Annotated in this window: 23 protein-coding genes; 17 read left to right on the top strand and 6 right to left on the bottom strand. The window is 63.1% G+C overall.

Annotation, left to right across the window (positions count from 1 at the left end; genetic code table 11):
* The first annotated feature begins 236 nt into the window (after positions 1–236).
* Genes AC0L3E_RS19445 through AC0L3E_RS19425 form a run of 5 tightly spaced genes read left to right on the top strand, consistent with a single transcriptional unit; the run spans position 237 to position 5151 of the window.
* Positions 237–518 carry an acyl carrier protein gene (locus tag AC0L3E_RS19445; RefSeq protein WP_473605392.1) on the top strand — a complete coding sequence of 94 codons (282 nt, stop codon included), beginning with the start codon at positions 237–239 and terminating at the stop codon, positions 516–518.
* Between the two features lie 56 nt (positions 519–574).
* Complete coding sequence (locus tag AC0L3E_RS19440) at positions 575–1765, top strand: beta-ketoacyl-ACP synthase (RefSeq protein ID WP_127810226.1); 1191 nt, start codon at positions 575–577, stop codon at positions 1763–1765.
* 51 nt (positions 1766–1816) lie between these two features.
* Positions 1817–3088 carry a beta-ketoacyl-ACP synthase gene (locus tag AC0L3E_RS19435; RefSeq protein ID WP_027039033.1) on the top strand — a complete coding sequence of 424 codons (1272 nt, stop codon included), beginning with the start codon at positions 1817–1819 and terminating at the stop codon, positions 3086–3088.
* 37 nt (positions 3089–3125) lie between these two features.
* Positions 3126–4154 (top strand): zinc-binding dehydrogenase, encoded by a 1029-nt coding sequence (locus AC0L3E_RS19430; RefSeq protein ID WP_127269349.1) that lies wholly within the window; start codon positions 3126–3128, stop codon positions 4152–4154.
* A 13-nt stretch (positions 4155–4167) separates the two neighbouring features.
* Complete coding sequence (locus AC0L3E_RS19425) at positions 4168–5151, top strand: lipid A biosynthesis lauroyl acyltransferase (protein WP_164873981.1); 984 nt, start codon at positions 4168–4170, stop codon at positions 5149–5151.
* A gap of 61 nt (positions 5152–5212) precedes the next feature.
* Here AC0L3E_RS19425 and AC0L3E_RS19420 read toward each other — a convergent pair whose 3' ends face one another.
* Complete coding sequence (locus tag AC0L3E_RS19420) at positions 5213–5641, bottom strand: L,D-transpeptidase (RefSeq protein WP_023812266.1); 429 nt, start codon at positions 5639–5641, stop codon at positions 5213–5215.
* Positions 5642–5863: 222 nt separating this feature from the next.
* Between AC0L3E_RS19420 and AC0L3E_RS19415 the strand changes: the two genes are divergently transcribed.
* From AC0L3E_RS19415 to AC0L3E_RS19395, 5 genes are all read left to right on the top strand, one after another.
* Positions 5864–7144 (top strand): acetylornithine deacetylase/succinyl-diaminopimelate desuccinylase family protein, encoded by a 1281-nt coding sequence (locus tag AC0L3E_RS19415; protein WP_473605391.1) that lies wholly within the window; start codon positions 5864–5866, stop codon positions 7142–7144.
* Positions 7145–7305: 161 nt separating this feature from the next.
* Positions 7306–8784: an ABC transporter substrate-binding protein gene (locus AC0L3E_RS19410; RefSeq protein ID WP_473605390.1), complete on the top strand. Its 1479-nt coding sequence runs from the start codon at positions 7306–7308 to the stop codon at positions 8782–8784.
* A 13-nt stretch (positions 8785–8797) separates the two neighbouring features.
* Positions 8798–9745, top strand: a complete 948-nt coding sequence (locus AC0L3E_RS19405) for an ABC transporter permease (protein ID WP_473605389.1) — start codon at positions 8798–8800, stop codon at positions 9743–9745.
* On the top strand, positions 9742–10611 hold the full coding sequence (locus AC0L3E_RS19400) for an ABC transporter permease (RefSeq protein WP_473605388.1): 870 nt from the start codon (positions 9742–9744) through the stop codon (positions 10609–10611). The genes AC0L3E_RS19405 and AC0L3E_RS19400 overlap by 4 nt, the downstream gene beginning before the upstream one ends.
* Positions 10608–12230, top strand: a complete 1623-nt coding sequence (locus tag AC0L3E_RS19395; protein WP_473605387.1) for an ABC transporter ATP-binding protein — start codon at positions 10608–10610, stop codon at positions 12228–12230. The genes AC0L3E_RS19400 and AC0L3E_RS19395 overlap by 4 nt, the downstream gene beginning before the upstream one ends.
* 21 nt (positions 12231–12251) lie before the next feature.
* Here the strand turns inward: AC0L3E_RS19395 and AC0L3E_RS19390 are convergent, their stop codons facing one another.
* On the bottom strand, positions 12252–12683 hold the full coding sequence (locus AC0L3E_RS19390) for a TerB family tellurite resistance protein (protein WP_127268808.1): 432 nt from the start codon (positions 12681–12683) through the stop codon (positions 12252–12254).
* A 148-nt stretch (positions 12684–12831) separates the two neighbouring features.
* On the opposite strand from AC0L3E_RS19390, the gene AC0L3E_RS19385 reads away from it, so the two are divergent.
* From AC0L3E_RS19385 to AC0L3E_RS19370, 4 genes are all read left to right on the top strand, one after another.
* Entirely contained in the window at positions 12832–13617 is a 786-nt protein-coding gene (locus AC0L3E_RS19385) for a TSUP family transporter (RefSeq protein WP_127268807.1), read from the top strand.
* 52 nt (positions 13618–13669) lie between these two features.
* Positions 13670–13840: a hypothetical protein gene (locus AC0L3E_RS19380; protein WP_127268806.1), complete on the top strand. Its 171-nt coding sequence runs from the start codon at positions 13670–13672 to the stop codon at positions 13838–13840.
* Between the two features lie 102 nt (positions 13841–13942).
* The gene (locus tag AC0L3E_RS19375) at positions 13943–14773 is read left to right on the top strand and encodes a helix-turn-helix domain-containing protein (protein WP_473605386.1); all 831 of its coding nucleotides are present in this window, start codon (positions 13943–13945) and stop codon (positions 14771–14773) included.
* Positions 14774–14845: 72 nt separating this feature from the next.
* The gene (locus tag AC0L3E_RS19370) at positions 14846–15265 is read left to right on the top strand and encodes a VOC family protein (protein ID WP_473605385.1); all 420 of its coding nucleotides are present in this window, start codon (positions 14846–14848) and stop codon (positions 15263–15265) included.
* 23 nt (positions 15266–15288) lie between these two features.
* Here the strand turns inward: AC0L3E_RS19370 and AC0L3E_RS19365 are convergent, their stop codons facing one another.
* Positions 15289–16761: a cobyric acid synthase gene (locus tag AC0L3E_RS19365; RefSeq protein ID WP_473605384.1), complete on the bottom strand. Its 1473-nt coding sequence runs from the start codon at positions 16759–16761 to the stop codon at positions 15289–15291.
* A complete protein-coding gene (locus AC0L3E_RS19360; RefSeq protein WP_128309158.1) occupies positions 16761–17375 on the bottom strand; it encodes a dimethylsulfonioproprionate lyase family protein in 615 nt (204 codons plus the stop codon). The genes AC0L3E_RS19365 and AC0L3E_RS19360 overlap by 1 nt, the downstream gene beginning before the upstream one ends.
* Positions 17376–17511: 136 nt before the next feature.
* Between AC0L3E_RS19360 and AC0L3E_RS19355 the strand changes: the two genes are divergently transcribed.
* The 3 genes from AC0L3E_RS19355 (at position 17512) to mmsB (ending at position 20045) form a co-directional block, all read left to right on the top strand.
* Complete coding sequence (locus AC0L3E_RS19355; RefSeq protein WP_128289822.1) at positions 17512–18681, top strand: isobutyryl-CoA dehydrogenase; 1170 nt, start codon at positions 17512–17514, stop codon at positions 18679–18681.
* A 29-nt stretch (positions 18682–18710) separates the two neighbouring features.
* On the top strand, positions 18711–19079 hold the full coding sequence (locus tag AC0L3E_RS19350) for a four helix bundle protein (protein WP_127331895.1): 369 nt from the start codon (positions 18711–18713) through the stop codon (positions 19077–19079).
* Positions 19080–19163: 84 nt separating this feature from the next.
* A complete protein-coding gene (gene mmsB, locus AC0L3E_RS19345; RefSeq protein ID WP_292134603.1) occupies positions 19164–20045 on the top strand; it encodes a 3-hydroxyisobutyrate dehydrogenase in 882 nt (293 codons plus the stop codon).
* A 330-nt stretch (positions 20046–20375) separates the two neighbouring features.
* Here the strand turns inward: mmsB and AC0L3E_RS19340 are convergent, their stop codons facing one another.
* Together AC0L3E_RS19340 and AC0L3E_RS19335 are read right to left on the bottom strand one after the other, a co-directional pair.
* Positions 20376–22811 (bottom strand): GcvT family protein, encoded by a 2436-nt coding sequence (locus AC0L3E_RS19340; protein ID WP_128309156.1) that lies wholly within the window; start codon positions 22809–22811, stop codon positions 20376–20378.
* Between the two features lie 192 nt (positions 22812–23003).
* A complete protein-coding gene (locus tag AC0L3E_RS19335) occupies positions 23004–23648 on the bottom strand; it encodes a cytochrome c oxidase assembly factor Coa1 family protein (RefSeq protein WP_127330249.1) in 645 nt (214 codons plus the stop codon).
* Between the last annotated feature and the right edge of the window lie 30 nt (positions 23649–23678).

Genomic DNA, 23678 nt, shown 5'->3' with positions numbered 1-23678 from the left:
GTGTTTGCTCCCCTCTTGGGGCGGGGGGGGGGGGGGCGGCGTCCCCCCCCCCAAACCCCCCCCCGGGGGGGGGGGCCTCCCCCCCGCCCCCCCCCCCCCCCCCCCCTTCTTGCGTTTCCTGGATGCCCTACCCATCTGCGCCCGGCGCATCAGGCCTTTTCCTGCCGGGAAAAACCGATTAGACAGCGCCCAAACAAGATGCGGACAGATTCCGCCCGCAACCGAAGGAAAAGCCCTTGTCCACCACGTTCGACAAAGTCGCCAAGATCATTGCCGACACCAGCGAGATCGATATCGAGACGATTACGCCCGACAGCCACACGATCGACGATCTCGGCATCGACAGCCTCGATTTCCTCGACATCGTCTTTGCCATCGACAAGGAATTCGGCGTCAAGGTGCCACTGGAAAAGTGGACCCAGGAGGTTAATGACGGCAAGGCTTCGACCGACGATTACTTCGTCATGAAGAACCTGTGCGCCAAGATCGACGCGCTGGTTGCCGCCAAGACCGCCTGACATCGGTTGAGCGTTCGATCTTGACGCGCTCTGCCGCCTGACCCACAAAGCCGCACATGAGCAGCCCCCGCGACGTCGTCATATCAGGTATCGGCCTTGTCTCCTCGCTGGGGGAAGGTCCGGACGCCCATTGGCAAAAGCTCGTGCAGCCGGGGCTGGAACCGGTGCTCGAAGCGGCGCGCTTTGCACCCTATACCGTTCATCCATTGCCGGAGATCGACTGGAACCTGCAGATCGCCAAACGTGGCGATCAGCGCCAGATGGAAACCTGGCAGAGGCTCGGCACCTATGCCGCAGGCCTGGCGCTGGACGACGCCGGCATCAAGGGCAATGACGAACTCTGCACGACCATGGACATGGTCGTGGCCGCGGGCGGCGGCGAACGCGACGAGGCGGTCGATGCCGCCATTCTCGCCGCGTCGGAAAGCCGCAACGACCGCGATGTGCTGATCAACGAGAAATTGACCACCGAATTGCGGCCGACACTGTTCCTGGCGCAGCTTTCCAATCTGCTCGCCGGCAACATCTCCATCGTCCACAAGGTGACCGGCTCATCCAGAACCTTCATGGGCGAGGAAGGTGCCGGTGTCGCCGCCGTCGAGACAGCAGCCGCGCGCATCCGCTCCGGCCAGTCGACGCACATCCTGGTCGGCGGCGCCTTCCAGACCGAACATTCCGACATGCTGCTCGGCTATGAACTCGCCGGCTATCTGCATCGCGGCCCATGGAAGCCGGTCTGGCAAAGACAGGGGGCTGAGGGCGGCGGCGTCGTGACTGGATCCGGCGGTGCCTTCCTAGTGCTGGAGCAGCGCGAACACGCGATGAGCCGCGGCCGCAAGATCTATGCCGAGCTTGGGCCGGTCGTCTCCGGCCGCGCCAGGCGCCCACGGGGAGAACTCGACGCCGAGATCGCCGCCCTGCTCAAGCAGGCTGCAATGCCGAACGGCAAATTGCTGGCCCTGTCGGGCGCGTCGGGCGCCCATACGGCAACCATCGCCGAGAAAGCCGCGCTCGATGCCAATCCGGCGATTGCCGCGCGCGGCTTCTCGACGCTGACCGGGCACATGAAGGAAGCACAGTTTCCCTTCGCCGTGGCACTGGCGGCGCTGGCCGTCGATCGCAAGGCCGCCTACCCTGTTTTTGATGCCGCAGCCGAGAAGCCGTTCGAAGGGGTTCCCGCAACCGTCCTTGCAACGGCGATCGGCTATCACCAATTCGAGGGCATGGCGCTCGTCAACGCCGCCTGATGCGGTGGTCCACGATCCATGCCGCAACGATAAACGATCGAGGGCTACCGCATGGCCAATCTGAACGATCATATGGGCAGGCCGATCGTTGCCGTCACCGGCATCGGCGTGGTGACCTCGCTTGGCGTCGGCAAGGCCGATAATTGGGCGGCGCTGACCTCGGGCAAGTCGGGCATCCACCCGATTACCCGTTTTCCGGTCGATCATCTCAACACCCGCATCTCCGGCATGGTCGACTTCCTGCCGTCGAGCTCGAAGGGCTCCAGCCACCTCACCTATGAACTGGCGGAAACCGCCGCGCGTGAGGCCGTGGCCGAGTCCGGCCTCGATTCCGGTGATTTTGGTGGTCCTCTCTTCCTCGCTTCACCGCCGGTCGAACTCGACTGGCACGACCGCTTCGCGCTCTACAATTCCAATGATTTGGACTCCGGCGGCGAACGGCTGCTGCGGGTGGCGCGCGGATTGAAAGAACTCGACTTTTTCGAGACCACGCAGTTCGGCTCGATCGCCGGCCGGCTTGCCGACCGTTTCGGCACCCGCGGGCTGCCGATCACGCTGTCGACCGCCTGCGCTTCCGGCGCCACCGCCATCCAGCTCGGCGTCGAGGCGATCCGCCGCGGCGAATGCGACCGCGCGCTGTCGATCGGCGCCGACGGTTCGGCGACCGCCGAGGCGCTGATCCGCTTTTCGCTGCTGTCCGCGCTGTCGACCCACAACGACATTCCCGAAAAGGCGTCAAAACCTTTCTCCAAGGACCGCGACGGCTTTGTCCTCGCCGAGGGTTCGGGCGCGCTAGTGCTGGAATCACTGGAAACCGCACTCGCGCGCGGCGCCACGATTCTTGGCATCCTGCGCGGCTGCGGCGAAAAGGCGGACGATTTCCACCGCACCCGCTCGAAGCCGGACGCTTCGCCGGCGATCGCGGCGGTTCGTGCTGTGCTAGCCGATGCCGGCTTGAGCCAGGACGAGATCGACTACGTTAACGCCCACGGCACCTCGACGCCGGAAAACGACAAGATGGAGCATCTGTCGCTGTCGACGGTGTTCGGCGAGCGGATCGGCTCGATGCCGGTCTCGTCGAACAAATCGATGATCGGCCACACGCTGTCGGCGGCGGGCGCCGTCGAGGCGGCGTTCTCACTGATGACGATGCGCGAAAGCGTCATCCCGCCGACCATCAACTATGACAATCCCGACCCCGCGATCGTGCTCGACGTGGTGCCGAACAAGAAGCGCAATGCCGAGGTCCGCACCGTGCTGTCGAACTCCTTCGGCTTCGGCGGCCAGAACACTTGCCTTGTCATGGCGCGGGAACCGGTCTAAGCGACCTTTTTCAGCCAGACCGAAACCGACAGGCCCAATGCGCGCATTGCAACTTATCGAGGACCGCCGTCTTGAAACGGTGGACCTGCCGCCTCCCCCACCGCCGGCACTTGGCGAAGTCACGCTGCGCATCAAGGCGGTGGCGCTGAACCATATCGACGTCTGGGGCTGGCGCGGCATGGCCTTCGCCAAGCGCAAGCTGCCGCTGGTCGTCGGCGCCGAAGCCTCGGGCGAGGTCGAGGCGGTAGGCTCCGGCGTTTCCAGCCTGCTGCCCGGACAATTGGTATCGATCTACGGCGCGCGCACCTGCGGCCTCTGCCGAGCCTGCCGCGAAGGCCGCGACAACCTCTGTGAACATGTTTCGGGTGTGCACGGTTTCCATCTCGACGGTTTCGCGCAAGAGAAGATCAACCTGCCGGCTCGCCTGCTGGTCCCCGCCCCGCCCGGCGTGACCGACATCGGCGCGGCGGTCGCGCCCGTCACCTTCGGCACGGTCGAGCACATGCTGTTCGACAACGCCAGGCTACAGCCCGGCGAGACGATCCTTATCCATGCCGGCGGATCCGGCATCGGCTCTGCGGCCATCCAGCTGGCCAAGCGGATGGGCTGCACCATCATCACCACGGTCGGCTCCAACGACAAGATCGACAAGGCCAAGGCGCTCGGCGCCGACCATGTCATCAACTACCGCGACGACCGTTTCGAGGGCGTCGTGCGCAAGCTGACCAAGAAGAAGGGCGTCGATGTCGTCTTCGAACATGTCGGCGCCGACACTTTTGCCGCCTCGATGCTGTGCCTGAAGCGCGGCGGCCGCCTGGTGACCTGCGGTTCGACTTCCGGCGTGTCGACGCAGATCAACCTCATGCAGCTGTTCCAGCAGCAATTGAAACTGCTTGGCTCGTTTGGCTGCCGCATGGAAAACATGGCCAACGCCATGCAGAAAATGGCGGCGGGACAGGTCGCACCCGTCATCGACACCGAAGTCGGCTTCGACGGTATCGACGCCGCGCTGAAGCGCATGGAAGGCCGCGACGTTTTCGGCAAGATCATCCTGCGCGTCGGCTAGAGCCTTGACCTCTGTGTTCAAGAAGTTCCGCCGGGATCTAAAATTTCGCTACGGCAGGCAACTGCGCCAGCTCAATTACTGGCTGGTGGCGCGCGCCGCAATGATGATCATCTCGGTCCTGCGCCTGCTGCCGGCCGACAGTGCGTTGAATTTCGCCGACCGCGCCGCACGCATGGTCGGCCCCCGGGTGGGACGCCATCAGGTCGCCGTCGACAATCTGCGCAAGGCCTATCCGGAAAAGGGCGAAGCCGAGATCCAGGCGATCGCCTCCGACATGTGGGGCAACATGGCCCGTCTTGCCGCGGAATACATCTTTCTCGACGCCCTCTTCGACTATGACCCTACAGCGATCAAGCCCGGCCGCATCGAGGTCAAAGGAGCGGACCACTTCCTCGAAATCGCCAGCGAAGTGAAGCCGCACATCGTCTTTACCGGCCATCTCGGCAATTTCGAATTGCTGCCGGTGGCGGCGGCGACCTTCGGCATGAACATCACGGCGCTGTTTCGCCCACCCAACAATCCTTATCTTGCCGACTACATCCTCTCGACGCGCCGCTCGACCATGGGCTCGTTGCTGCCATCGATGGCCGGTGCCTCATTCGCCTTGGCCGGGGTCCTGGAGAACGGCGGCAACATCGGCATCCTTGTCGACCAGAAATTCTCCAACGGACTGGAGACGACATTCTTCGGCCGTCCGTGCCAGAGCAATCGGGTGCTGGCCACCCTTGCCCGTCACTATGACTGCGACGTCTATCCGGCTCGCTGCATCAGGCTGCCAGGCAACCGCTTCCGGCTCGAAATCGAGGACAAGCTGACATTGCCGCGAACGGCTGACGGCAGCGTCGATGTCCACGCCACCACCCAGCGTCTCAACGATGTCGTCGAACGCTGGGTGCGAGAAGATCCCGGCCAGTGGATGTGGTTCCACAAAAGGTGGGAGATCAGCGGCGGGCGTCGAAAGCGGCCCTCGCAGGCAAAAGCGGTCCCGAACGCTTAAACGGAACTGCTGGCGAGGGTGTTAGCCCTGCGCCAGCCGACAACGGCGAACCTGAATCTCTTCAGTTGGTGACGACAATGCGCGTGTTGCCGAAACCGGCTTGCCGAACCATCGCATAGAAGGCGGCGGCATTGGTCGGGTGCAAGCGCACACAGCCATGCGATGCCGGGCGCCCGAGCTGCCTCACCGCGCCGGTGCCGTGAATGGCATAGCCGCCGCGGAAGAACACCGAATGAGGCATTGGCGACATGTCGTATTTGCGCGAATACCACATCCGCGCCGTCCGTTGCGGCCGATAGCTGCCGCGCGGCGTAATGTAACCTTTGCGCGCGGTGGAGACGCTCCACCGGTAAACCGACGCGCCATATCTGACGGTCATCGTCTGCGAAGACACGTCAATATTTGCAACGAGGCTGGCTGCCCAGCCCTGCCCCGAAGCACCGAACAGCATCGCAACAAACACGGCTGCCATGAGAACTGTCTTTTTCATGCGATCAAACCCCTTTGATTGCCCCTAACCTGCCTGCCCTCAAATTGTCTCTCATCTTTTTAATGGCAGATGAACGGGCTAACACACACACCTTGACCAATTCGCCAATCCAAAGCAGCGAATTTGAACGATTTCCCGCAATAGTTGCCGCAACGACACGCCGCACAGGCTCGATCACCAACGGGCTTGCAAAACCGCCGAGATCGCTGCTCAACTCTGGGCATGAACGAGCGACTCCTCCGGGCAATCGATGACAGGCGCGACGATGTCGTCGCGCTGACCACTGAGCTGATCCGTTTTCCGACCATCAATCCACCCGGCGAGGCCTATCGGCCATGCGCCGAATATCTCGGCGCGCGGCTGAAGAAGAGTGGTTTCGAGACCGAATTCATCCGCGCCGAAGGCACGCCCGGCGACACCGACCGCTACCCGCGCGTCAATGTCGTTGCCCGTTTCGACGGAAGATCGTCAGGCGCCTGCGTCCACTTCAACTCGCATATCGACGTGGTCGAAGCCGGCGACGGCTGGACCGTCGATCCTTTTGCCGGCGTCGTCAAAGACGGCAAGGTCTATGGTCGCGGCGCCTGCGACATGAAGGGCGGACTGGCCGCCTCGATCATCGCAGCCGAAGCCTTCCTGGAAGTCTTCCCCGACTTTCCCGGCGCCATCGAAATATCCGGCACCGTCGACGAGGAGTCCGGCGGCTTCGGCGGCGTCGCCCATCTGGCCAGACTCGGCTATTTCTCAAAACCCAGGGTCGACCACGTCATCATTCCCGAGCCGCTCAACAAGGACCGCATCTGCCTCGGGCATCGCGGCGTCTGGTGGGCGGAGATCGAGACCAAGGGCGAGATCGCGCACGGCTCGATGCCGTTTCTCGGCGACAATGCGGTGCGCCACATGGGCGCCGTGCTGAGGGCTTTCGAGGACGAGCTGTTCCCTGCGCTTGACCGCAAGATGACGCGCATGCCGGTCGTGCCCGAAGGGGCTAAACGCTCGACCATGAACATCAATTCGATCCATGGCGGCCAGACCGAGGACTTCCGGCCCGGCCTGCCGTCGCCCAACGTGCCCGACTCCTGCCGGCTGACCATCGACCGTCGCTTCCTCCTCGAGGAAGATCTCGACACCGTCAAAGGCGAAGTGACCGGTATTCTCGACCGGCTAAAGCGCGAGCGGACAAAATTCGACTACGAAATCCGCGACCTGATGGAAGTGCTGCCGCTGATGACCGAGCGCGACGCCCCGGTGGTCAAGGCGGTTGCGCAAGGCATCATGGCGATCTTCGACCGCGAACCCGACTACGTCATCTCGCCCGGCACCTACGACCAGAAGCACATTGCGCGCATCGGCCATATCTATGATTGCATCGCCTATGGGCCGGGCATTCTCGACCTCGCCCACCGGCCGGACGAATGGGTCGGGATATCGGACATGGTAGAATCGGCCAAGGTGATGGCGATAGGGCTCAATGTGCTGCTGCGCGGCACAGCCGCAGGGTAAGGCGCACCGCGACAAGCTTCGACCTGCCGATGCGGTGGCCAGGACAAAAACATTCCCGGCCACGCCAACGGGCAGAACGAAACGCAATTTACTCCGTGACGAAATCACGCTTCTATCGCCCGGGTTCGAGCACGTGTCTGAAACGCATGGGGAGTCGCACGATGAAACTGTGGAAAACCATCCTGGCGGCCGCGGTGCTGTCGCTGGCCGCCGGCGCTTCCGCGTTTGCCGCGCGGACCGACCTGGTCATCGGCATTCCGCTCGAACCCCCGCATCTCGATCCGACCGCAGGTGCCGCCGCGGCAATCGACGAGGTTCTATATGCCAATGTGTTCGAGGGCCTGACACGCATCGGGCCCACTGGCGAGGTGCTGCCGGATCTGGCCGAAAGCTGGACCATTTCCGATGATGGAAAGGTCTACACCTTCAAGCTGCACACCGGCGTGAAATTCCATGACGGCACCGACTTCGATGCCGGCGACGTGAAATTCTCGCTCGATCGAGCCCGCGCCGAAAATTCGGTCAACGCGCAAAAGGGCCTATTCGCGGCCATCGATACGATAGACGTCGTCGATCCGGCGACCGTCAAAGTGACGCTGAAGAACCCGCAGGGATCCTTCCTCTACAATATGGGCTGGGGTGACGCGGTGATCGTGGCGCCGGAATCGGCAGAGACCAACAAGGAGAAACCGATCGGAACCGGCCCGTTCAAGTTCCAGAGCTGGGCCAAGGGATCGTCGATCACGCTGGTCAAATCGGACAATTACTGGGGCACGCCGGCGTCCCTCGACAAGGCCGAATTCCGCATCGTGCCCGATGCCGCGGCCTATGTGCCGGCGCTGCTTTCCGGCGACATCCAGGCTTTCCCGTTCTTCGATGCCGACAGCGTCGCTCAGGTCAAGGACGACCCGCGCTTCAAGGTTGTGATCGGCTCGACCGAGGGTGAGACCATCCTGTCGATCAACAACAAGAAGCCTCCTTTCGACAAGTTGCAGGTGAGGCAGGCGATCTCCTACGCGCTCGATCGCAAGGCGATCATCGACGGCGCCTCGGCCGGCCTCGGCCAACCGATCGGCTCGCACATGTCGCCGGCCAGCAAGGATTATGTCGACCTCACCGGCCGCTACCCGCATGATGTCGCCAAGGCCAAGGAATTGCTGAAAGAGGCAGGCCTTGAAAACGGCTTCAAGGCGACGCTGAAACTGCCGCCGCCCGCTTATGCCCGTCTCGGTGGCGAAATCATCGCCTCACAACTTCGCGACGTCGGCATCGATCTGGAGATCATCCCGGTCGAATGGGCGCAGTGGCTGGATCAGGTGTTCACCAAGAAGGATTACGACCTGACGATCGTCTCCCACACCGAGCCCAACGACATCGATATCTATTCGCGCAAGGACTATTACTTCAACTACGACAACGCGGCCTTCGACAAGGTGATTGCCGATCTCGGCGTCACCTCCGACGAAGCCAAGCGCAAGGAATTGCTGGGGCAGGCGCAGAAGATCCTGGCGGACGATGCCGTGGTCGGCTTCCTCTACGAACTGCCCAAGGTCGGCGTCTGGGACGCCAAGCTGCAAGGCCTGTGGGAAAACGCCCCGATCCAGGCCAATGATTTGACCAAGGTGAAGTGGAGCGAGTGATCCCCCACCTTCCATGACCGCCTACCTCCTAAAACGCTTCGCCGTCGCGCTCGCCACGCTGGTGCTGGCTTCCATGGTGGTGTTCGCCGTCCTGGAGATCCTGCCCGGCGATCCGGCGCGGCTGATGCTGGGCCTGAACGCCAGTGCCGATCAGGTCGAGCTGCTGCGCAACCAGATGGGCCTCAACGCGCCGCTGGCCTTGCGCTACCTGCAATGGGCCGGCGGCCTGCTCAGTCTCGATTTCGGCCGCTCCTACACCTATTCGGTGCCGGTCATCGATCTGGTGCGCGAGCGGCTTGCCGTCTCGCTGCCGCTGGCGCTGATTGCGCTTGCGCTCTCCACCATCATCGCGATTCCCGTTGGCCTGTTTTCCGCCAGCCGGCGTGGACGCGCCGGTGATACGATTTCGATGGGCGCCGCACAGCTTGGCGTCGCCGTGCCCAATTTCTGGTTCGCGCTGATGCTGATCTATGTCTTCGCCGTCTGGCTGCGGCTGGTCCCGGCCGGTGGGTTTCCCGGCTGGAGTGCCGGCATCTGGCCAGCCTTGAAATCGCTGCTGCTACCGGCGGTCGCACTTGCCTTGCCGCAAGCCGCGATCCTGGCGCGCGTTACCCGCTCGGCGCTGATCGAGGTGCTCAACGAGGACTATATCCGCACCGCCCGCGCCAAGGGCTTGCCCTATCGCACTGTCTTGTGGCGGCATGCGCTGCGCAACGCCATGATCCCGGTGTTGACCATTCTGGGCCTGCAGTTTGCCTTCCTGCTTGCCGGCACCGTCATCATCGAGAATGTGTTTTATCTGCCCGGCCTCGGCCGGCTGGTGTTCCAGGCCATCACCCAGCGCGATCTGATCGTGGTCGAAAGCGTCGTCATGCTGCTGGTCGCGGCCGTCATCGCCGTCAACCTCCTCGTCGACCTTTCCTATGCGGTGGTCGATCCGCGCCTGAGAAGCCGGCAATGACACTGCACATCGACATCCCAGAGGAGACGTTCGGCAGCATCCTGGGCAGGGCGTTCAGGAATACCGCCTTCGTGGCCGGTTTCGTCATTACCCTTATGATCCTGGCAATGGCTGTAGTCTCATATGCCTGGACGCCCTACGACGTTACCAAACTGGTGATATCGGACAAGACGCAGGCACCCTCGCTGGCGCACTGGTTCGGCACCGACCATTTCGGCCGCGATATCCTGTCGATGGTCATGGTCGGCGCCCGCAATTCGATTGCCGTGGCGCTGGTCGCGGTTGGCATCGGCATGGGGGTCGGCGTGCCGCTCGGGGCCTTTGCCGCGGCACGCGGCGGCCTCGTCGACGAAGCGCTGATGCGGCTGAACGATCTCGTCTTCGCCTTCCCGGCTTTGCTGTCGGCGATCATGATCACCGCCATCTTCGGGCCGGGCGCGATCAACGCCATCATCGCCATCGGCATCTTCAACATCCCCGTCTTTGCCCGTGTCGCCCGCGCCGGCGCGCTGGCGATCTGGCCGCGCGAGTTCATTCTGGCCGCGCGCGCCGCCGGCAAGAGCAGCACGCAGATCACAATCGAACATGTGCTGCCCAACATCGCCACGCTGCTCCTGGTGCAAGGCACCATCCAGTTCGCGCTGGGCATCCTGGCCGAGGCCGGGCTTTCCTATCTGGGCCTGGGCACGCAACCGCCAATGCCGAGCTGGGGCCGCATGCTGTTCGACGCGCAGACCCGCATGGTGGTGGCGCCATGGATGGCGATCTTTCCGGGCATGGCGATCGTTGTCGCCGTGCTGGGGCTGAACCTCCTGGGCGACGGCATCGCCGACATCCTCGATCCGAAATCGCGGCGACAGCGATGAGCCTGCTCGACATCGAGAACCTGTCGCTGACCATCGGTGACACGCAGATCCTTAAAAGTATGGAGCTTTCCGTCGCGCCCGGCGAGGTGATGGGCCTGGTCGGCGAATCCGGTTCGGGCAAGTCGATGACTGCGCTGACGGTGATGCAGCTTCTGCCCCATGCCGCGCGGGCCACCGGACGCGTCACATTCGACGGCATCGACATCCTCACGGCGAGCGAGGATCAAATGTGCGCGCTGCGCGGCGACGACATCGGCATGGTCTTCCAGGAGCCGATGACGGCGCTCAATCCGGTCAAGACTATCGGCGAACAGGTTGCCGAAGGCATACGCTGGCACACCAAGGCCAGCCGCGCCGAGGCCGAAGACCGGGCGCGAAAAATGCTCGACCGTGTCGGCCTCCCCGAAGCGAAATTTCCAATGTCGCGCTATCCGCATGAACTGTCCGGCGGCCAGCGCCAACGCGTCGTCATCGCCATCGCCTGCGCGCTGAAGCCGAAGCTGCTGATCGCCGACGAGCCGACGACGGCGCTCGACGTGGTGCTGCAGGCACAGATCCTCGACCTGTTGCGCGACCTCGTCGCCGAAAGCCGCATGGGCCTGCTCCTGATCTCGCACGACCTCGCCGTGGTGACCGAGATGGCGGACCGCATCACTATCCTGCGCCGCGGCGAGGTTATGGAAGCCGGCGACACTGCGCGCACGCTGTCCGAGCAGCTCCATCCCTACACGCGCCAGCTGGCGCAGGCCTCGATGCATGTGCCGGCGCGCGCCAGGCCGCATGGCATCGAGACGAGCCGACCTTTGCTTCAGGTCGAAAGCGTGACACGCGACTATCCCGGACGGCGCACCTCATTGTTCAAACGCGCGCCTGGCATCCGCGCCGTCGACGATGTCTCGCTGTCGATGGCGCCGGGTCAGTCAGTGGCGCTGGTCGGCAGATCCGGCTGCGGCAAGTCAACGCTCGCCCGCATGATCCTGGCGCTGGATCGGCCGACATCGGGTACGATCCGGTTTCACGGCGAGACCGTCACCGGCAAGAGCGAAGCCGAGCTGAAGCCGGCTCGCCGTGACATGCAGGTCGTTTTCCAGGATCCCTACGGATCCTTCGACCCGCGTCAGAAGGTCGAAAAACTAGTCGCCGAACCCCTGCATGTGCTGGAGAAGCAGCCGACACGCACCGAGCGCCGCGAAATGGTGGCGCATGCGCTGCACGAAGTCGGCCTCGGCATCAGCGACATGGACAAATACCCGCATGAATTTTCCGGCGGCCAGCGCCAGCGCCTGTCGATCGCCCGCGCCATCATCACCCGCCCCAAGCTGGTCGTCGCCGACGAGCCGGTCTCGGCGCTCGACGTCTCGATCCGCGCCCAAATCCTCGATTTGTTCGCCGAGCTCAACCAGAAGCTCGGCATCGCCTATCTCTTCATCACCCATGATTTGACCGTCGCCCGCGCCATCACGGACGAGGTGCTGGTCATGCATGACGGCAAGGTCGTCGAGCGCGGCAAGACGAGCGAGGTGCTCGACCACCCGCAGTCCGAGGCTGCCAAGGCGCTTGTCACCGCCGCTCCTGACTTGCACCGGGCAATCGCGAAGCGGCTGCGAGAGCAAGGCTGATCAGGAGAGAAGGCGGCCCAATCACTCCTGCGGCTTCACCACATCGACCGGGCTGATGTCGAGCAGGTCGAGCGTGCGGCGCAGAAGGCGCATCTCGCTCTCGGCAAGTTGCGAATCCGCCTTGGCGATCTCCGCCATATGTTTGGCCAATTGCCGGCGCCGCTCGACATCGAGGTCGCGGAACAGTGCAATCGCCTGCGAGCCGTTGGTCTCGTAGCCGAACTCGTTGAGATATTCGATGACGCTGTCGATACTGCTTTCCGCAATGCCGAAGGCGTCCTTGCAGATGCGCCGGAAGACAACCATCTCGCTCTCGCTGACAGACCCGTCGGCCAAGATCATGCGAAACAACATCAGCAGTTCCGCCGACAGGACCGGATCGTCCGCCACCTTGCGCACACCCGGGTCGCCGTCGAATATCTGACGTATCTGGTCCAGCAATGCGAATGCCATCAGGAGCCTCTTTCCGGGTTAACCACACAAATACAAATCCAAGCGCGATGCGCTTGGATAGAGGTAGCGCGGAATCGACCTTGCGCAAACAGGGCGGCCGTGGTCGAACGCCCGATATTTCAGCCGGCCGGACACCGCCATACATCAGATGATCGACCTTAGTATCCAGACCGTCGCCATGCTCGCCTTCGCCGCCTTTGCCGCGGGCTTTGTCGATTCGATCGCCGGCGGCGGCGGGCTGATCACCGTGCCGGCGCTGCTGCTTGCCGGCTTCACGCCGGTCCAGGCGCTCGCCACCAACAAACTGCAAGGCATGTTCGGCTCGGGCTCGGCGACCATCCACTATGCGTCGAAGGGTCATGTGGACCTCCGCCGGCAATTGCCGTCGGCGCTTCTGGCCCTTGTCGGAAGCGCCATCGGCGCCTTGCTGGCAACGATCGTGCCGGGTGACATTCTGCGGGCTGCCCTGCCCATCGTGCTGATCGCCATCGCGCTCTACTTCGCGTTCAAGCCCAACATGAACGACATCGACCGCGCCGAGCGGCTGTCGCCGTTCCTGTTCGGACTGATCCTGGTGCCCGCCATCGGCTTCTACGATGGCCTGTTTGGACCGGGCGCAGGCTCCTTCTACATGCTGGCCTTCGTGGCGCTTGCCGGCTACGGCGTGCTCAAGGCGACGGCGCATACCAAGCTGCTCAACTTCGCCTCCAACATCGGCGGCTTCATCGTCTTCGCGGCCTTCGGCGTCGTCTACTGGAAGATCGGCCTGATGATGGGCGTTGCCCAGTTCATCGGCGCCCGCGTCGGCGCCAGCCTGGCCATGCGCATCGGCGCGAAACTGATCAAGCCGCTGCTGGTGATCGTGTGCCTGGCGCTTGCTGTGAAGCTGCTGGCCGACCCGGCGAACCCGCTGCGGGCCCTGATTGGTGTGTGATCACGCGCCCTGATAGAATGCCGCTGTTCGAATCATGTAGGAGGAGCCACACATGAATCTTAGCGCACCTACGCAGATCGTTTTTATCATTTCCGTTGTTATCGCCATCATCGGCGCACTCGCCGCGCTTGGCGTTCTTGCGTTCATTCCACTCGCATCGGTGTGGATTGTTCTTATTGCTTTCATCGTGCTTGCCGGCGGCTGCCTGATGCGCGGCGCCTGACCATTTCCCTTTAAGTGGGGCCGAGGCGCGCCCGGCAAAACGCGGGGCGCTTTTGATTCCGGCCCCGGGTCTGCTAGATTTGACTTGGCGCAAGGATGGCCGATGCCAGTCGAGATGCAACCCCAGCAAGAGCAGGACCGGTCCGTCGCCGGGCGGTTCGAGATGCGCCGGCGCCTGCCGGATCCTCGACTTCAGGGCATTGTGTCGGACATTTGCGGCTATCGCGAAATGACGCCCGGCCATATGCGCAACGTCGAATACGCGTCCCTCACCGTGCCGCTGGTCTTCAACTTCGCTGAACCATTCGCCATCGGCCTCGGCAAGGCGCCCGGCGACAATGACCGCTTCGCCAGTTTCGCCGCCGGCCTCTTTGCCGGACCGGTGGTGATCGAATCATTCGGCGGCGCCTGCTGCGTCCAGGTCAACTTCACGCCGCTTGGCGCACGCCGTTTCTTCCGCCTGCCGATGAGCGAACTGGCCGACAGCATGGTCGTCCTCGACGACGTGCTTGGCGCGCAAGGCTTGGCGCTGCGTGAAAAGCTTGGCAACGCGCCGGACTGGACGGCGCGTTTCGACATGGCCGAAGCCTTCGTCACCGCCCGTCTCGAGAATGCCGCCGAGACGCCGCTTGAAATCGCCTGGGCCTATGACCGCATCATCGCATCCGGCGGCCGGACCCGCATTGGATCGATCGCCGAAAGGCTGGGCTGGAGCCGCAAGCATCTCGCCGGCAGTTTTTCCAACGCCATCGGCATCGGCCCCAAGACGCTGTCGCGCATTGTCCGCTTCAACCGCGCGCTCGGCCTGTCGAGACAACAGACCGTCGACTGGGCCGGCATCGCCGCCGATTGCGGCTATGCCGACCAGGCGCATCTGGTGCGCGAGTTTCGCGACCTCGCCGGCGAAACGCCGACCGCGCTCTCTGTCAGGTAACATTTCTTCAAGACGCCGGAACGGTCTTTGAGCAGGGTGGGTTATCGACCAACCCAAATGAAGGAGGTTCCCATGCCAACCACCACTGAAGCGCCCCGCCTCTACCCCGCTTTGCGCTACAAGAACGCGGCAAGAATGATCGATTGGCTGGGCGAGGCTTTCGGCTTCAGCGTCCGTGCCCGCTATGGCGAAGGCGATGTCGTGCACCATGCCGAACTGGTCTTCGGCTCCTCGATGATCATGCTGGGCACGGTGCGCGACGACGACTACGGCAAGATGGTCGGCGAACCCGGCTCAGGCGGCGGCAAGTCGATCTACATTGCCGTCGACGATGCCGATGCCGCCTATGCCAACGCCAGGAACGTCGGCGCCACGATCATCCAGGAATTGACCAACCGCGACTATGGCAGCCGCGAGTTCATCTGCCGCGACCCGGAAGGCAACGTCTGGTCCTTCGGCACCTACTGGCCGAAGGCGGGCGAAAAGGCCTGAGCCAACCTCAGGCGCTCTGCGAATTACCGAGCCAGCGCAAAGATCGCGTCGCAGTCGAGATGGGTCTCCAGCTCGGCTGCGACCTCGTCCAGCGCCCGCTCGACCTCGGCCCGGTAGTCGATGCCGCCGCCTTTGATGCCGAGGCTTTCGAGGAATCTCCCGCGAAAGCCGTCGGCGCCAAACAGGCCGTGCATATAGGTGCCGATCACCTTGCCGTCGGCCGACACCGCCCCGTCCTCGACACCATTGATGACAGCGGAAGGCCGCAGCGTATCCGGTCCGATGGTGCGGCCGAGGTGGATTTCGTAGCCTTCGAGCGGCAAGTCGAACGGCACCGAACGGGCGCTGACGTTGCGAACCGTCTTTTCCGGTTCCATCACCGTTTCGACGTCGAGCAGGCCGAGCCCTTCGGCTTCGATGACGCTGCCTTCGATGCGGTCAGGGTCGCGCACTGTGCGGCCGAGCATCTGGAAGCCGCCGCAGATACCAACGACATGGCCGCCGCGCTTGCGATGGGCCAGCAAGTCGCGATCCCAGCCGTTCTCGCGGAATTTCAGCAGATCGCCGATCGTCGACTTGGAGCCCGGAATGACCACCAGCCCGGCATCGGCCGGCAGCGGCTTTCCCGGCGGCACGAACACCACCTCGACCTGCGGTTCGGCCTTGAGCGGGTCGAGATCGTCGAAATTGGCGATGCGGCCAAGCATCGGCACCGCCACCTTCAGCGCGCGTGCCTCGCCGGACGCCAACCGCTCCAGCACCACCGAATCCTCCGAAGGCAGGCGCGCCGCCGCCTTCAGCCACGGCACCACGCCGAAACAGCGCCAACCCGTGAATGTCTCGATCGACTTCAGCCCATCGTCGAACAGCGAAATGTCGCCCCGGAACTTGTTGATGAGATAGCCGACGATCATGCGCCGGTCCTCCTCCGGCAGGATCAGATGCGTGCCGGCGACCGAAGCGATGACGCCGCCGCGATCGATGTCGCCGACCAGCACCACCGGCACGTCGGCGCGCGTGGCAAAGCCCATATTGGCGATGTCGCGGCTGCGCAGGTTGATCTCGGCCGGCGAACCCGCGCCCTCGACGATGACGAGATCGGCGCCCTCGCCGACCTTGCCCCAGGAGTCCAGAACGGCGTCCATCAACTGGCCCTTCATCGCCTGGTAATCACGCGCCCGCGCTTCTCCGAACATTTTGCCCTGCACGATGACCTGTGCGCCGACATCGGTCTGCGGCTTCAGCAGCACCGGGTTCATGTGGACCGAGGGTGCCACGCCGCAAGCGATCGCCTGCAGCCATTGCGCGCGGCCGATCTCGCCGCCGCCAGCTTTGTCGTCGGGAATATCGGCAACGGCGGCGTTGTTCGACATGTTCTGCGGCTTGAACGGCCGCACCTTCAACCCACGCTTCTTTGCCGCGCGGCAGAGGCCGGCGACCAGCACCGTCTTGCCGACGTCGGAACCCGTGCCTTGCAGCATGATCGCTCTGGCCATCAGTCCCTGCCCTGCGCCAAGGTTCCGGTGATATCGGATTTCTGCGCCAGCGGCCCGCCGCGCCAGATGTACAGCGCCAGCAATGGGTCTTTGCCGGTGCCCATGGCGTGATTGACGTTGGACGCGTGGTGGACGACCTCGCCGGCCGTGCGCATGCAAAAGCCGCTCTCGCCCATGCGCCATTCGGTACCGCCGGTCAGCGGAATGTAGATTTCCTCGGCAATGTGATGGTGGTCGGGATAGACGATATCAGGCCCAAGGATCAGCACGCCGGCGGCGACAGCGTCATTGACGAAGTGGCCTCGGGTGCCGAACACTTCCAGCCAGCCGTAATTGTCGATGAACTCTTTTCCGAAATCCGCCTCGCTGTAGGTCTGCCCCCAGCGGAGATCGTTGCGCCGTTCAGCAAGCAGTTGCACCAGCGGCTTGGCATCCGACGGCGCCAGCTCTGCGGCGCGATCGAGATGACGCAGGCAGTTGAGCGGATGCGGCTCCAGCGTGCGAGCCGGCATGTCCCAGCCAATGCGCGCCACGGCATCGCGCACCAAGGCGTGATCCACGGAGGAAAGGTATGCGCGGAACCGGCCCAGCAGTTCATCGAATTTTGTCGTCACATCTTGCTCCGGGCATGCATTGGTGCACAGCCGCTCCGCAGGGGATCGGGTTGCGCGGCGGCATCATTGGTCTAGATTGGTGCGCGCGCAAAGCCAAAAACGACAGGCCAACAGGTCGAAGATTAGGGAGCACGCCATGGACGCCGCGGTCGATGCGAGCACCAGCCAGTTCGAACTTAACGAGGAGCAGCGCGCCATCCAGGAGATGGCGCAGGCCTTCGCCGCAGACCGTGTCGCGCCAAATGCGCTCGACTGGGACCGTAACAAGCATTTCCCGGCCGATGTGATCCGCGAGACCGGCCCGCTCGGCCTCGGCGGCATCTATATCAGGGACGATGTCGGTGGCTCGGCACTTGGCCGGCTCGACGCCGTGCTGATCTTCGAGGCGCTGTCGCACGCCGATCCGGCTTTTTCATCGTTCATCTCGATCCACAACATGGTGGCCTCGATGATCGACCGTTTCGGCAATGACGAGCAGCGCCAGCGTTTCCTGCCGAAGCTGACCTCTATGGAATGGCTGGCGAGCTACTGCCTGACCGAGCCCGGCTCCGGTTCCGATGCCGCAGCCCTGAAAACGCGCGCGGTGAAGAGCGGCGGCGACTATGTGCTCAACGGCACCAAGCAGTTCATCTCGGGCGCCGGCGACAGCGATGTCTACGCCGTCATGGTGCGGACCGGCACTGAAGGGCCGAAAGGCATTTCCACCATCGTCGTGCCCAGAGATGCGCCAGGCCTCTCCTTCGGCGCCAACGAGCACAAGATGGGCTGGCATATGCAGTCGACCCGCCAGGTCATCTTCGAGGATTGCAAGGTGCCGGCGGAGAACCTTTTGTCCGGCGAAGGTGCGGGTTTCGGCATCGCCATGGCCGGGCTCGACGGCGGCCGTCTGAACATCGCCGCTTGTTCGCTGGGCGGCGCGCAGTCGGCGCTCGACAAGGCGCTTTCCTACACCGCCGAGCGCAAGGCCTTCGGCTCGAAGATCAACCAGTTCCAGGCGCTGCAGTTCAGGCTGGCCGACATGGAGACCGAACTTCAGGCGGCGCGTATTTTCCTCTATGCCGCCGCCGCGAAGCTCGACCGCAAGGCGCCGGACGCCGGCAAATGGTCGGCGATGGCCAAGCGCTTCGTCACCGATACCGGCTTCAATGTCGCCAACGATGCGCTGCAGCTACTCGGCGGCTACGGCTACCTGCACGACTACGGCATCGAGAAACTGGTGCGGGACCTGCGCGTGCACCAGATCCTCGAAGGCACCAACGAGATCATGCGCGTCATCATCGCGCGGGCATTAATTGGAAGGCAGTAGGCAGTAGGCAGTAGGCAGTAGGCAGTGAGATGACCGGCAAGATCAATTCCTACAAGGATCTTATCGTGTGGCAGCAGGGGATGGATCTGGCTGTCGCCACCTATTCTTTGACCAAGGCATGGCCAAAAGAGGAATTGTATGGGTTGACCAGCCAAATCCGCCGTTCAGCAACCTCTATTCCTGCAAACATCGCCGAAGGTTATGGCCGAGACAACAGAGGTTCCTATCAGCAATTTCTGAGGATTGCCCAAGGCTCGCTGAAGGAATTCGAGACACACCTCCAGATCGCTGAACGCATTGGCCTTGCCACGCATGATCAAGCTAGTCATTTGCTGACATCCACGGAGGGCATCGGCAAAATGCTTCGCCAGCTTATTTTCAAACTTGCACCCGAATAGACCCCTACTGCCTACTGCCTACTGCCTACTGCCTACTGCCTACTGCCTACTGCCTACTGTTAGCCCAAATCACGGAGCACCACTATGACGATCGCCTTCATCGGCCTAGGGAACATGGGCAATCCGATGGCCGCCAACCTGGTCAAGGCGGGGCATGCGGTGAATGGTTTCGACCTTGTGCCGGAGAACCTCAACGTCGCCAAAGAACAAGGCGTGACGATCATGGCGAATGCCTTGGCCGCGGTGAAGGATGCCGATGTGGTGATCACCATGTTGCCTGCGGGCAAGCATGTGCTGTCCGTCTATGAGGACATAGCGCCCAAGGCGAAAAAGGGCGCACTATTCATCGATTCCTCGACCATCGACGTCGAGTCAGCCCGCAAGGCCCATGCCGTCGCCAGGAAGCACGGGCTGTCGTCGATCGATGCACCGGTCTCGGGCGGCACCGGCGGTGCCGCGGCCGGCACGCTGACCTTCATGGCCGGAGGCTCCGATGACGCCTTTGCAACTGCCGAGCCGATCCTGAAGCCGATGGCCGGTCGCATCGTCCATTGCGGCGGCGACGGCGCCGGCCAGGCGGCAAAGATCTGCAACAACATGATCCTCGGCATTTCGATGATCGGTGTCGCCGAAGCCTTCGTGCTGGCGGAAAAGCTCGGCCTGTCACACCAGGCGCTGTTCGACGTCGCCTCGACCTCCTCCGGCCAGTGCTGGTCCTTGACCACCTACTGCCCGGTGCCCGGGCCGGTGCCGACTTCGCCCGCAAACAGGGACTACAACCCAGGATTTGCAGCGGCACTGATGCTGAAAGACCTGAAATTGTCCCAGGAAGCCGCGCATGGTGCGGGTGCTGTAACGCCGCTTGGTGCCGAAGCAGCCCAGCTCTATGCCTTATTCAACGCCCAGGGACATGGCGGGGTCGATTTCTCCGGCATAATTAATTTTCTCAGGGGTAACCCAGCGTAACCCCCGGATTTGCCGGGTTTTTCCGGTTTCCTTGGGTGGAAAAAGTGCAAATTTAGATTTGCTTAAGCTCTCGATAACTCCGCGGTAACGATGTCCCTATAAAACGGACTGCGAGGCGGACATATCTCATCCGCCCGGCGCTCCGGATCAGGTCTCGCGTACCGGAGCCCGTAAGTTCGACAAGTGCCATAAGTTTCGCAAAGTGTTTGCGTAGCGAAGCGCCATGCGTATCTGGCAAAGCCGCGTTCCTGATGGAGCGCGGTTTTTGCATTTTGCCCTGCAGCACGTTTTGAGACATCGATAAACCCGGAAACTGTACTCCGGGATGCCTCACATGCGCCCGCGGGCGCCTTCCGGATCATAGGGCGAGTCGGCGATCACCTTGGCCGCGCGGCGCTCGCCGAGGATGGACACCTCGAGTTCGGTGCCGGGCGACACAAGTGCCAGGGGCAACAGCGCAAGTGCGATGTCGTGACCGAAAGTGTAGGAGTAGCCCGCCGAGGTGATGTGGCCGACGAGCTCGCCTTCGCGGTAGACGCCCTCGAAGGCGAACGCGCTCGCACCATCCGTATCGATCGACAACGTGGCGATCCGGCGTGTCACCTGCTTCTGTTTTGCGACCAGTGCCGCGCGGCCGATGAAGTCCCCTTTGTCGAGGCTGATGAATCGGTCGAGGCCGCTTTCCCAGGCTGACAATTCGGGGTTCATGTCGCGATACATGGCGCGGTAGGATTTATCGAGACGAAGCGATTCCAGCGCTCGAAGTCCAGCCAGCCTCAGCCCGTGTGCCTCTCCCGATGCCAGGAGCGCATCCAGCAAATGCCGCTGATAGCAGAGAGGATGATAGAGTTCCCATCCCAGTTCGCCCGAATAGTTGACGCGCAGGAGCCGTACGTCGCTGGCCATACCGACGGTGCCGGACTGCACGCTGAACCATGGAAAGGCTTCATTGGAGAGGTCGATCTCCGTCAGCGGCTGCAATATGTCGCGCGCCTTCGGCCCAACCACCGTGAAGCTGCCGCGATCCTCCGTGACGTTGCGCAGATGCACGCTGCCGTCCTTCGGCAACAGCCGGCTGAGATCGTCAAGGTTCCAGCGCTCGGCGCGCGGCGTCGATATGAGATAGAACAGCTCGCTCTGCAGCCGCGCCACCACATATTCGGCCTGCACGCAGCCGGCCGGCGTCAGGTGATGGGCAAGAGCTACGCGACCGGGACGAGGCAGCCTGTTGGCCAGGATTCCGTCGAGCCAGTCCTTGGCGCCCGGCCCGCTAACCTCGAATTTGGTCATGGGAGTCATCTCGACCAGCCCAGCGGCCTGGCGGACAGCCTGCACCTCCGCGGCGACGTGGTTCCCTTTGGGGGTCCAGCGCCAGCTGTAGACATTGCGCGCTTCGACACCGGCAGGCGCAAACCAGCTCGGCATCTCCCAGCCGTTCAACACATCCCACACCGCGCCGAGCTGGCTTAGACGGTCATAGGAAGGGGCCGTTTTCTGCGGTCGCGCCGCCGGCATGTCCTGGCCTGGATAGTGCTGTACGGCGTGGGTGCCCCAGGCCTCCCGGACCTTTGCCCGGGTCCAGTTCTTGTTGGCATATCGGCCGAACCTGCGGGGGTCCAGCTCCGCCGTGTCGATGCTGTTGCCACCCTCCACGATCCGTTCGGAGAGGTAATAGCCAATCGCACCACCCCAAAGGATGCCTCCCGGCACCCCTTCGGCGAGCCAGACATTCTCCAGGCCCCACGCCTGCCCCATCAGCGGCAGTTCATCGGCCGTCATCTGGAAAGGTCCTCGCACATTCCGCTTGATGCCGGCGCGTCCGAGCGCGGGGACCAGTTCGGTCGCACGTTCCCAGTTCCAGGACACGGCATCGAAATCCTCATCGAGCAGATCGGCGCCGAACCATTCCGGGACGCCGTTTTCAGCGAACAGCTTGAGCTGCTCGGTGCGCTCGTAGGGACCGAACATCAGCCCGTCGCCTTCTTCGCGCAGATAGCCCTCGTAACCCTCGTCCCTGAGGATCGGCATTTCCGGAAGACCAAGCCGCTTGCGTTCCACAATTTCGGGAACCGCCTCGGTGATCCAGTACTGATGCAGGATCGGGATCGCGGGAATGTCCAGGCCCAGCATGGCGCCGGTCTGGCGGGCGTAATTGCCTGTTGCAAGGATGACATGTTCACAGACGATCTCGCCGCGTGAGGTCTTGACCCTCCACTCGCCGCTCGGCATGCGTTCAAAGCCCACAACCTCGGTATCGAGATGGATCGTCGCGCCGAGGTCGCGTGCACCCTTGGCCATGGCCTGGGTGACATCGGCGGGTGCGATGTGGCCGTCATCGGGATGATAGAGGGCACCCAGCATGCTGTTGTTGTCGAGCAGCGGCCAGATTTCTCGCGCTTCCGCGGGCGATACGATCCGGGCCCGCACACCCTGGACCTCGGCGACGTCCATGTAGCTTCTGTACTCGTCCAGCCTGTCGCGCGTGTTGGCAATGCGCAGCTGGCCGCATTTGTGCCAGCCGACGTTCTGGCCCGTCTCCGCCTCCAGCCCCTCATAGATTTCGATCGACCTGGCGATCATGCGGCCGACATTGCGGCTGCGCGCGTAAGAAGGGATGAGCCCCGCGGCATGCCATGTCGACCCGGCCGTAAGCTGCGTTCGCTCCAGCAATGCCACATCGGTCCAGCCGCGCTTTGCCAGGCCGTAGAGAATGCCGGCACCCACACAGCCGCCACCAACCACGACCGCACGAAAGGAACTCACCATATGCGCGTGCCCTTGTATGAAATTGCCACCGGTCCACATGAACGCATGCGCATACTGTCAGACAGCATCCGGCTTTTCAGCATATTTCCTTGTCTGGAACGCAGCAGTGGTCACCCGACTGTTGGGCCACAAAGCCGGCCGAACTGTCAGCCTTCGCGCCCGCGTTTAGGCTGCTTCTTTGCGTTTGCCCCGCTATATTCCGATTGCAGCATTCGGGATCGGGACATGATCTTCGTTGATCAGCACGATCGGCGCATCGGTTCCCTCGACCCTGACGACCAGCAGGCGCAGGCTCCATGTGCCGGCTGTCCGGACAGCGGTCGAATAGGCCGTGCCCTTGCCCTTGGCGCCGTGGACCGGAATGCCGAACTGGGCGTCGCCGGCCCCATTTGCATTGACGTTGAGATGGCCGCCGACCCAGAAACTGTCGGTCAAATCATCACCCAACGCCGCCTTGACGCGGTCGTCGGCGCGAAGCCTGTCCATCGTCATGTGATAGGCATCGCTGCCTTTCAGGACGTAGGGAATGCTGCCGACCACCGTCGCGCAGCCGCCAATCCCGACCACCCAGACGGCAAGGCCGGCGATTGCCCAGTTGCGTTGCGTCTTGCGAAACTGTTCCGCGTCGCGCCAGGCGCGGTTCTGCCAGGCCCAGCGGCTGCCGCGCGCGCCCAGCACGATGATCATGATGATGTTGACGACAGGGATCAGCGCCAGTAACGCGATGAAAGTGCTGTTGCCGATGCCCCAGATCCAGTTGAGGAAGAAAGCGCCCCAGTTCCAGCGGTCGAGTTCGGCTGGAATTTCAGCCGGCTGGTTGAGCGGTTGTCCGGCCATCGTGTCCCCCATCGGTGACGTACCGACTGA

Source organism: Mesorhizobium sp. WSM4822 (genome assembly GCF_055811155.1).
The sequence above is the reverse complement of the archived record's forward strand: the minus strand, read 5'-3'. Positions and strand labels throughout refer to the sequence as shown.

Coding starts and splice junctions, on each gene's coding strand:
- AC0L3E_RS19440 (WP_127810226.1), top strand. CDS start 575: ATGAGCAGCCCCCGCGACGTCGTCATATCAGGTATCGGCCTTGTCTCC.
- AC0L3E_RS19435 (WP_027039033.1), top strand. CDS start 1,817: ATGGCCAATCTGAACGATCATATGGGCAGGCCGATCGTTGCCGTCACC.
- AC0L3E_RS19430 (WP_127269349.1), top strand. CDS start 3,126: ATGCGCGCATTGCAACTTATCGAGGACCGCCGTCTTGAAACGGTGGAC.
- AC0L3E_RS19420 (WP_023812266.1), bottom strand. CDS start 5,641: ATGAAAAAGACAGTTCTCATGGCAGCCGTGTTTGTTGCGATGCTGTTC.
- AC0L3E_RS19415 (WP_473605391.1), top strand. CDS start 5,864: ATGAACGAGCGACTCCTCCGGGCAATCGATGACAGGCGCGACGATGTC.
- AC0L3E_RS19410 (WP_473605390.1), top strand. CDS start 7,306: ATGAAACTGTGGAAAACCATCCTGGCGGCCGCGGTGCTGTCGCTGGCC.
- AC0L3E_RS19405 (WP_473605389.1), top strand. CDS start 8,798: ATGACCGCCTACCTCCTAAAACGCTTCGCCGTCGCGCTCGCCACGCTG.
- AC0L3E_RS19400 (WP_473605388.1), top strand. CDS start 9,742: ATGACACTGCACATCGACATCCCAGAGGAGACGTTCGGCAGCATCCTG.
- AC0L3E_RS19395 (WP_473605387.1), top strand. CDS start 10,608: ATGAGCCTGCTCGACATCGAGAACCTGTCGCTGACCATCGGTGACACG.
- AC0L3E_RS19390 (WP_127268808.1), bottom strand. CDS start 12,683: ATGGCATTCGCATTGCTGGACCAGATACGTCAGATATTCGACGGCGAC.
- AC0L3E_RS19385 (WP_127268807.1), top strand. CDS start 12,832: ATGATCGACCTTAGTATCCAGACCGTCGCCATGCTCGCCTTCGCCGCC.
- AC0L3E_RS19380 (WP_127268806.1), top strand. CDS start 13,670: ATGAATCTTAGCGCACCTACGCAGATCGTTTTTATCATTTCCGTTGTT.
- AC0L3E_RS19375 (WP_473605386.1), top strand. CDS start 13,943: ATGCCAGTCGAGATGCAACCCCAGCAAGAGCAGGACCGGTCCGTCGCC.
- AC0L3E_RS19370 (WP_473605385.1), top strand. CDS start 14,846: ATGCCAACCACCACTGAAGCGCCCCGCCTCTACCCCGCTTTGCGCTAC.
- AC0L3E_RS19365 (WP_473605384.1), bottom strand. CDS start 16,761: ATGGCCAGAGCGATCATGCTGCAAGGCACGGGTTCCGACGTCGGCAAG.
- AC0L3E_RS19355 (WP_128289822.1), top strand. CDS start 17,512: ATGGACGCCGCGGTCGATGCGAGCACCAGCCAGTTCGAACTTAACGAG.
- AC0L3E_RS19350 (WP_127331895.1), top strand. CDS start 18,711: ATGACCGGCAAGATCAATTCCTACAAGGATCTTATCGTGTGGCAGCAG.
- mmsB (WP_292134603.1), top strand. CDS start 19,164: ATGACGATCGCCTTCATCGGCCTAGGGAACATGGGCAATCCGATGGCC.
- AC0L3E_RS19340 (WP_128309156.1), bottom strand. CDS start 22,811: ATGGTGAGTTCCTTTCGTGCGGTCGTGGTTGGTGGCGGCTGTGTGGGT.
- AC0L3E_RS19335 (WP_127330249.1), bottom strand. CDS start 23,648: ATGGCCGGACAACCGCTCAACCAGCCGGCTGAAATTCCAGCCGAACTC.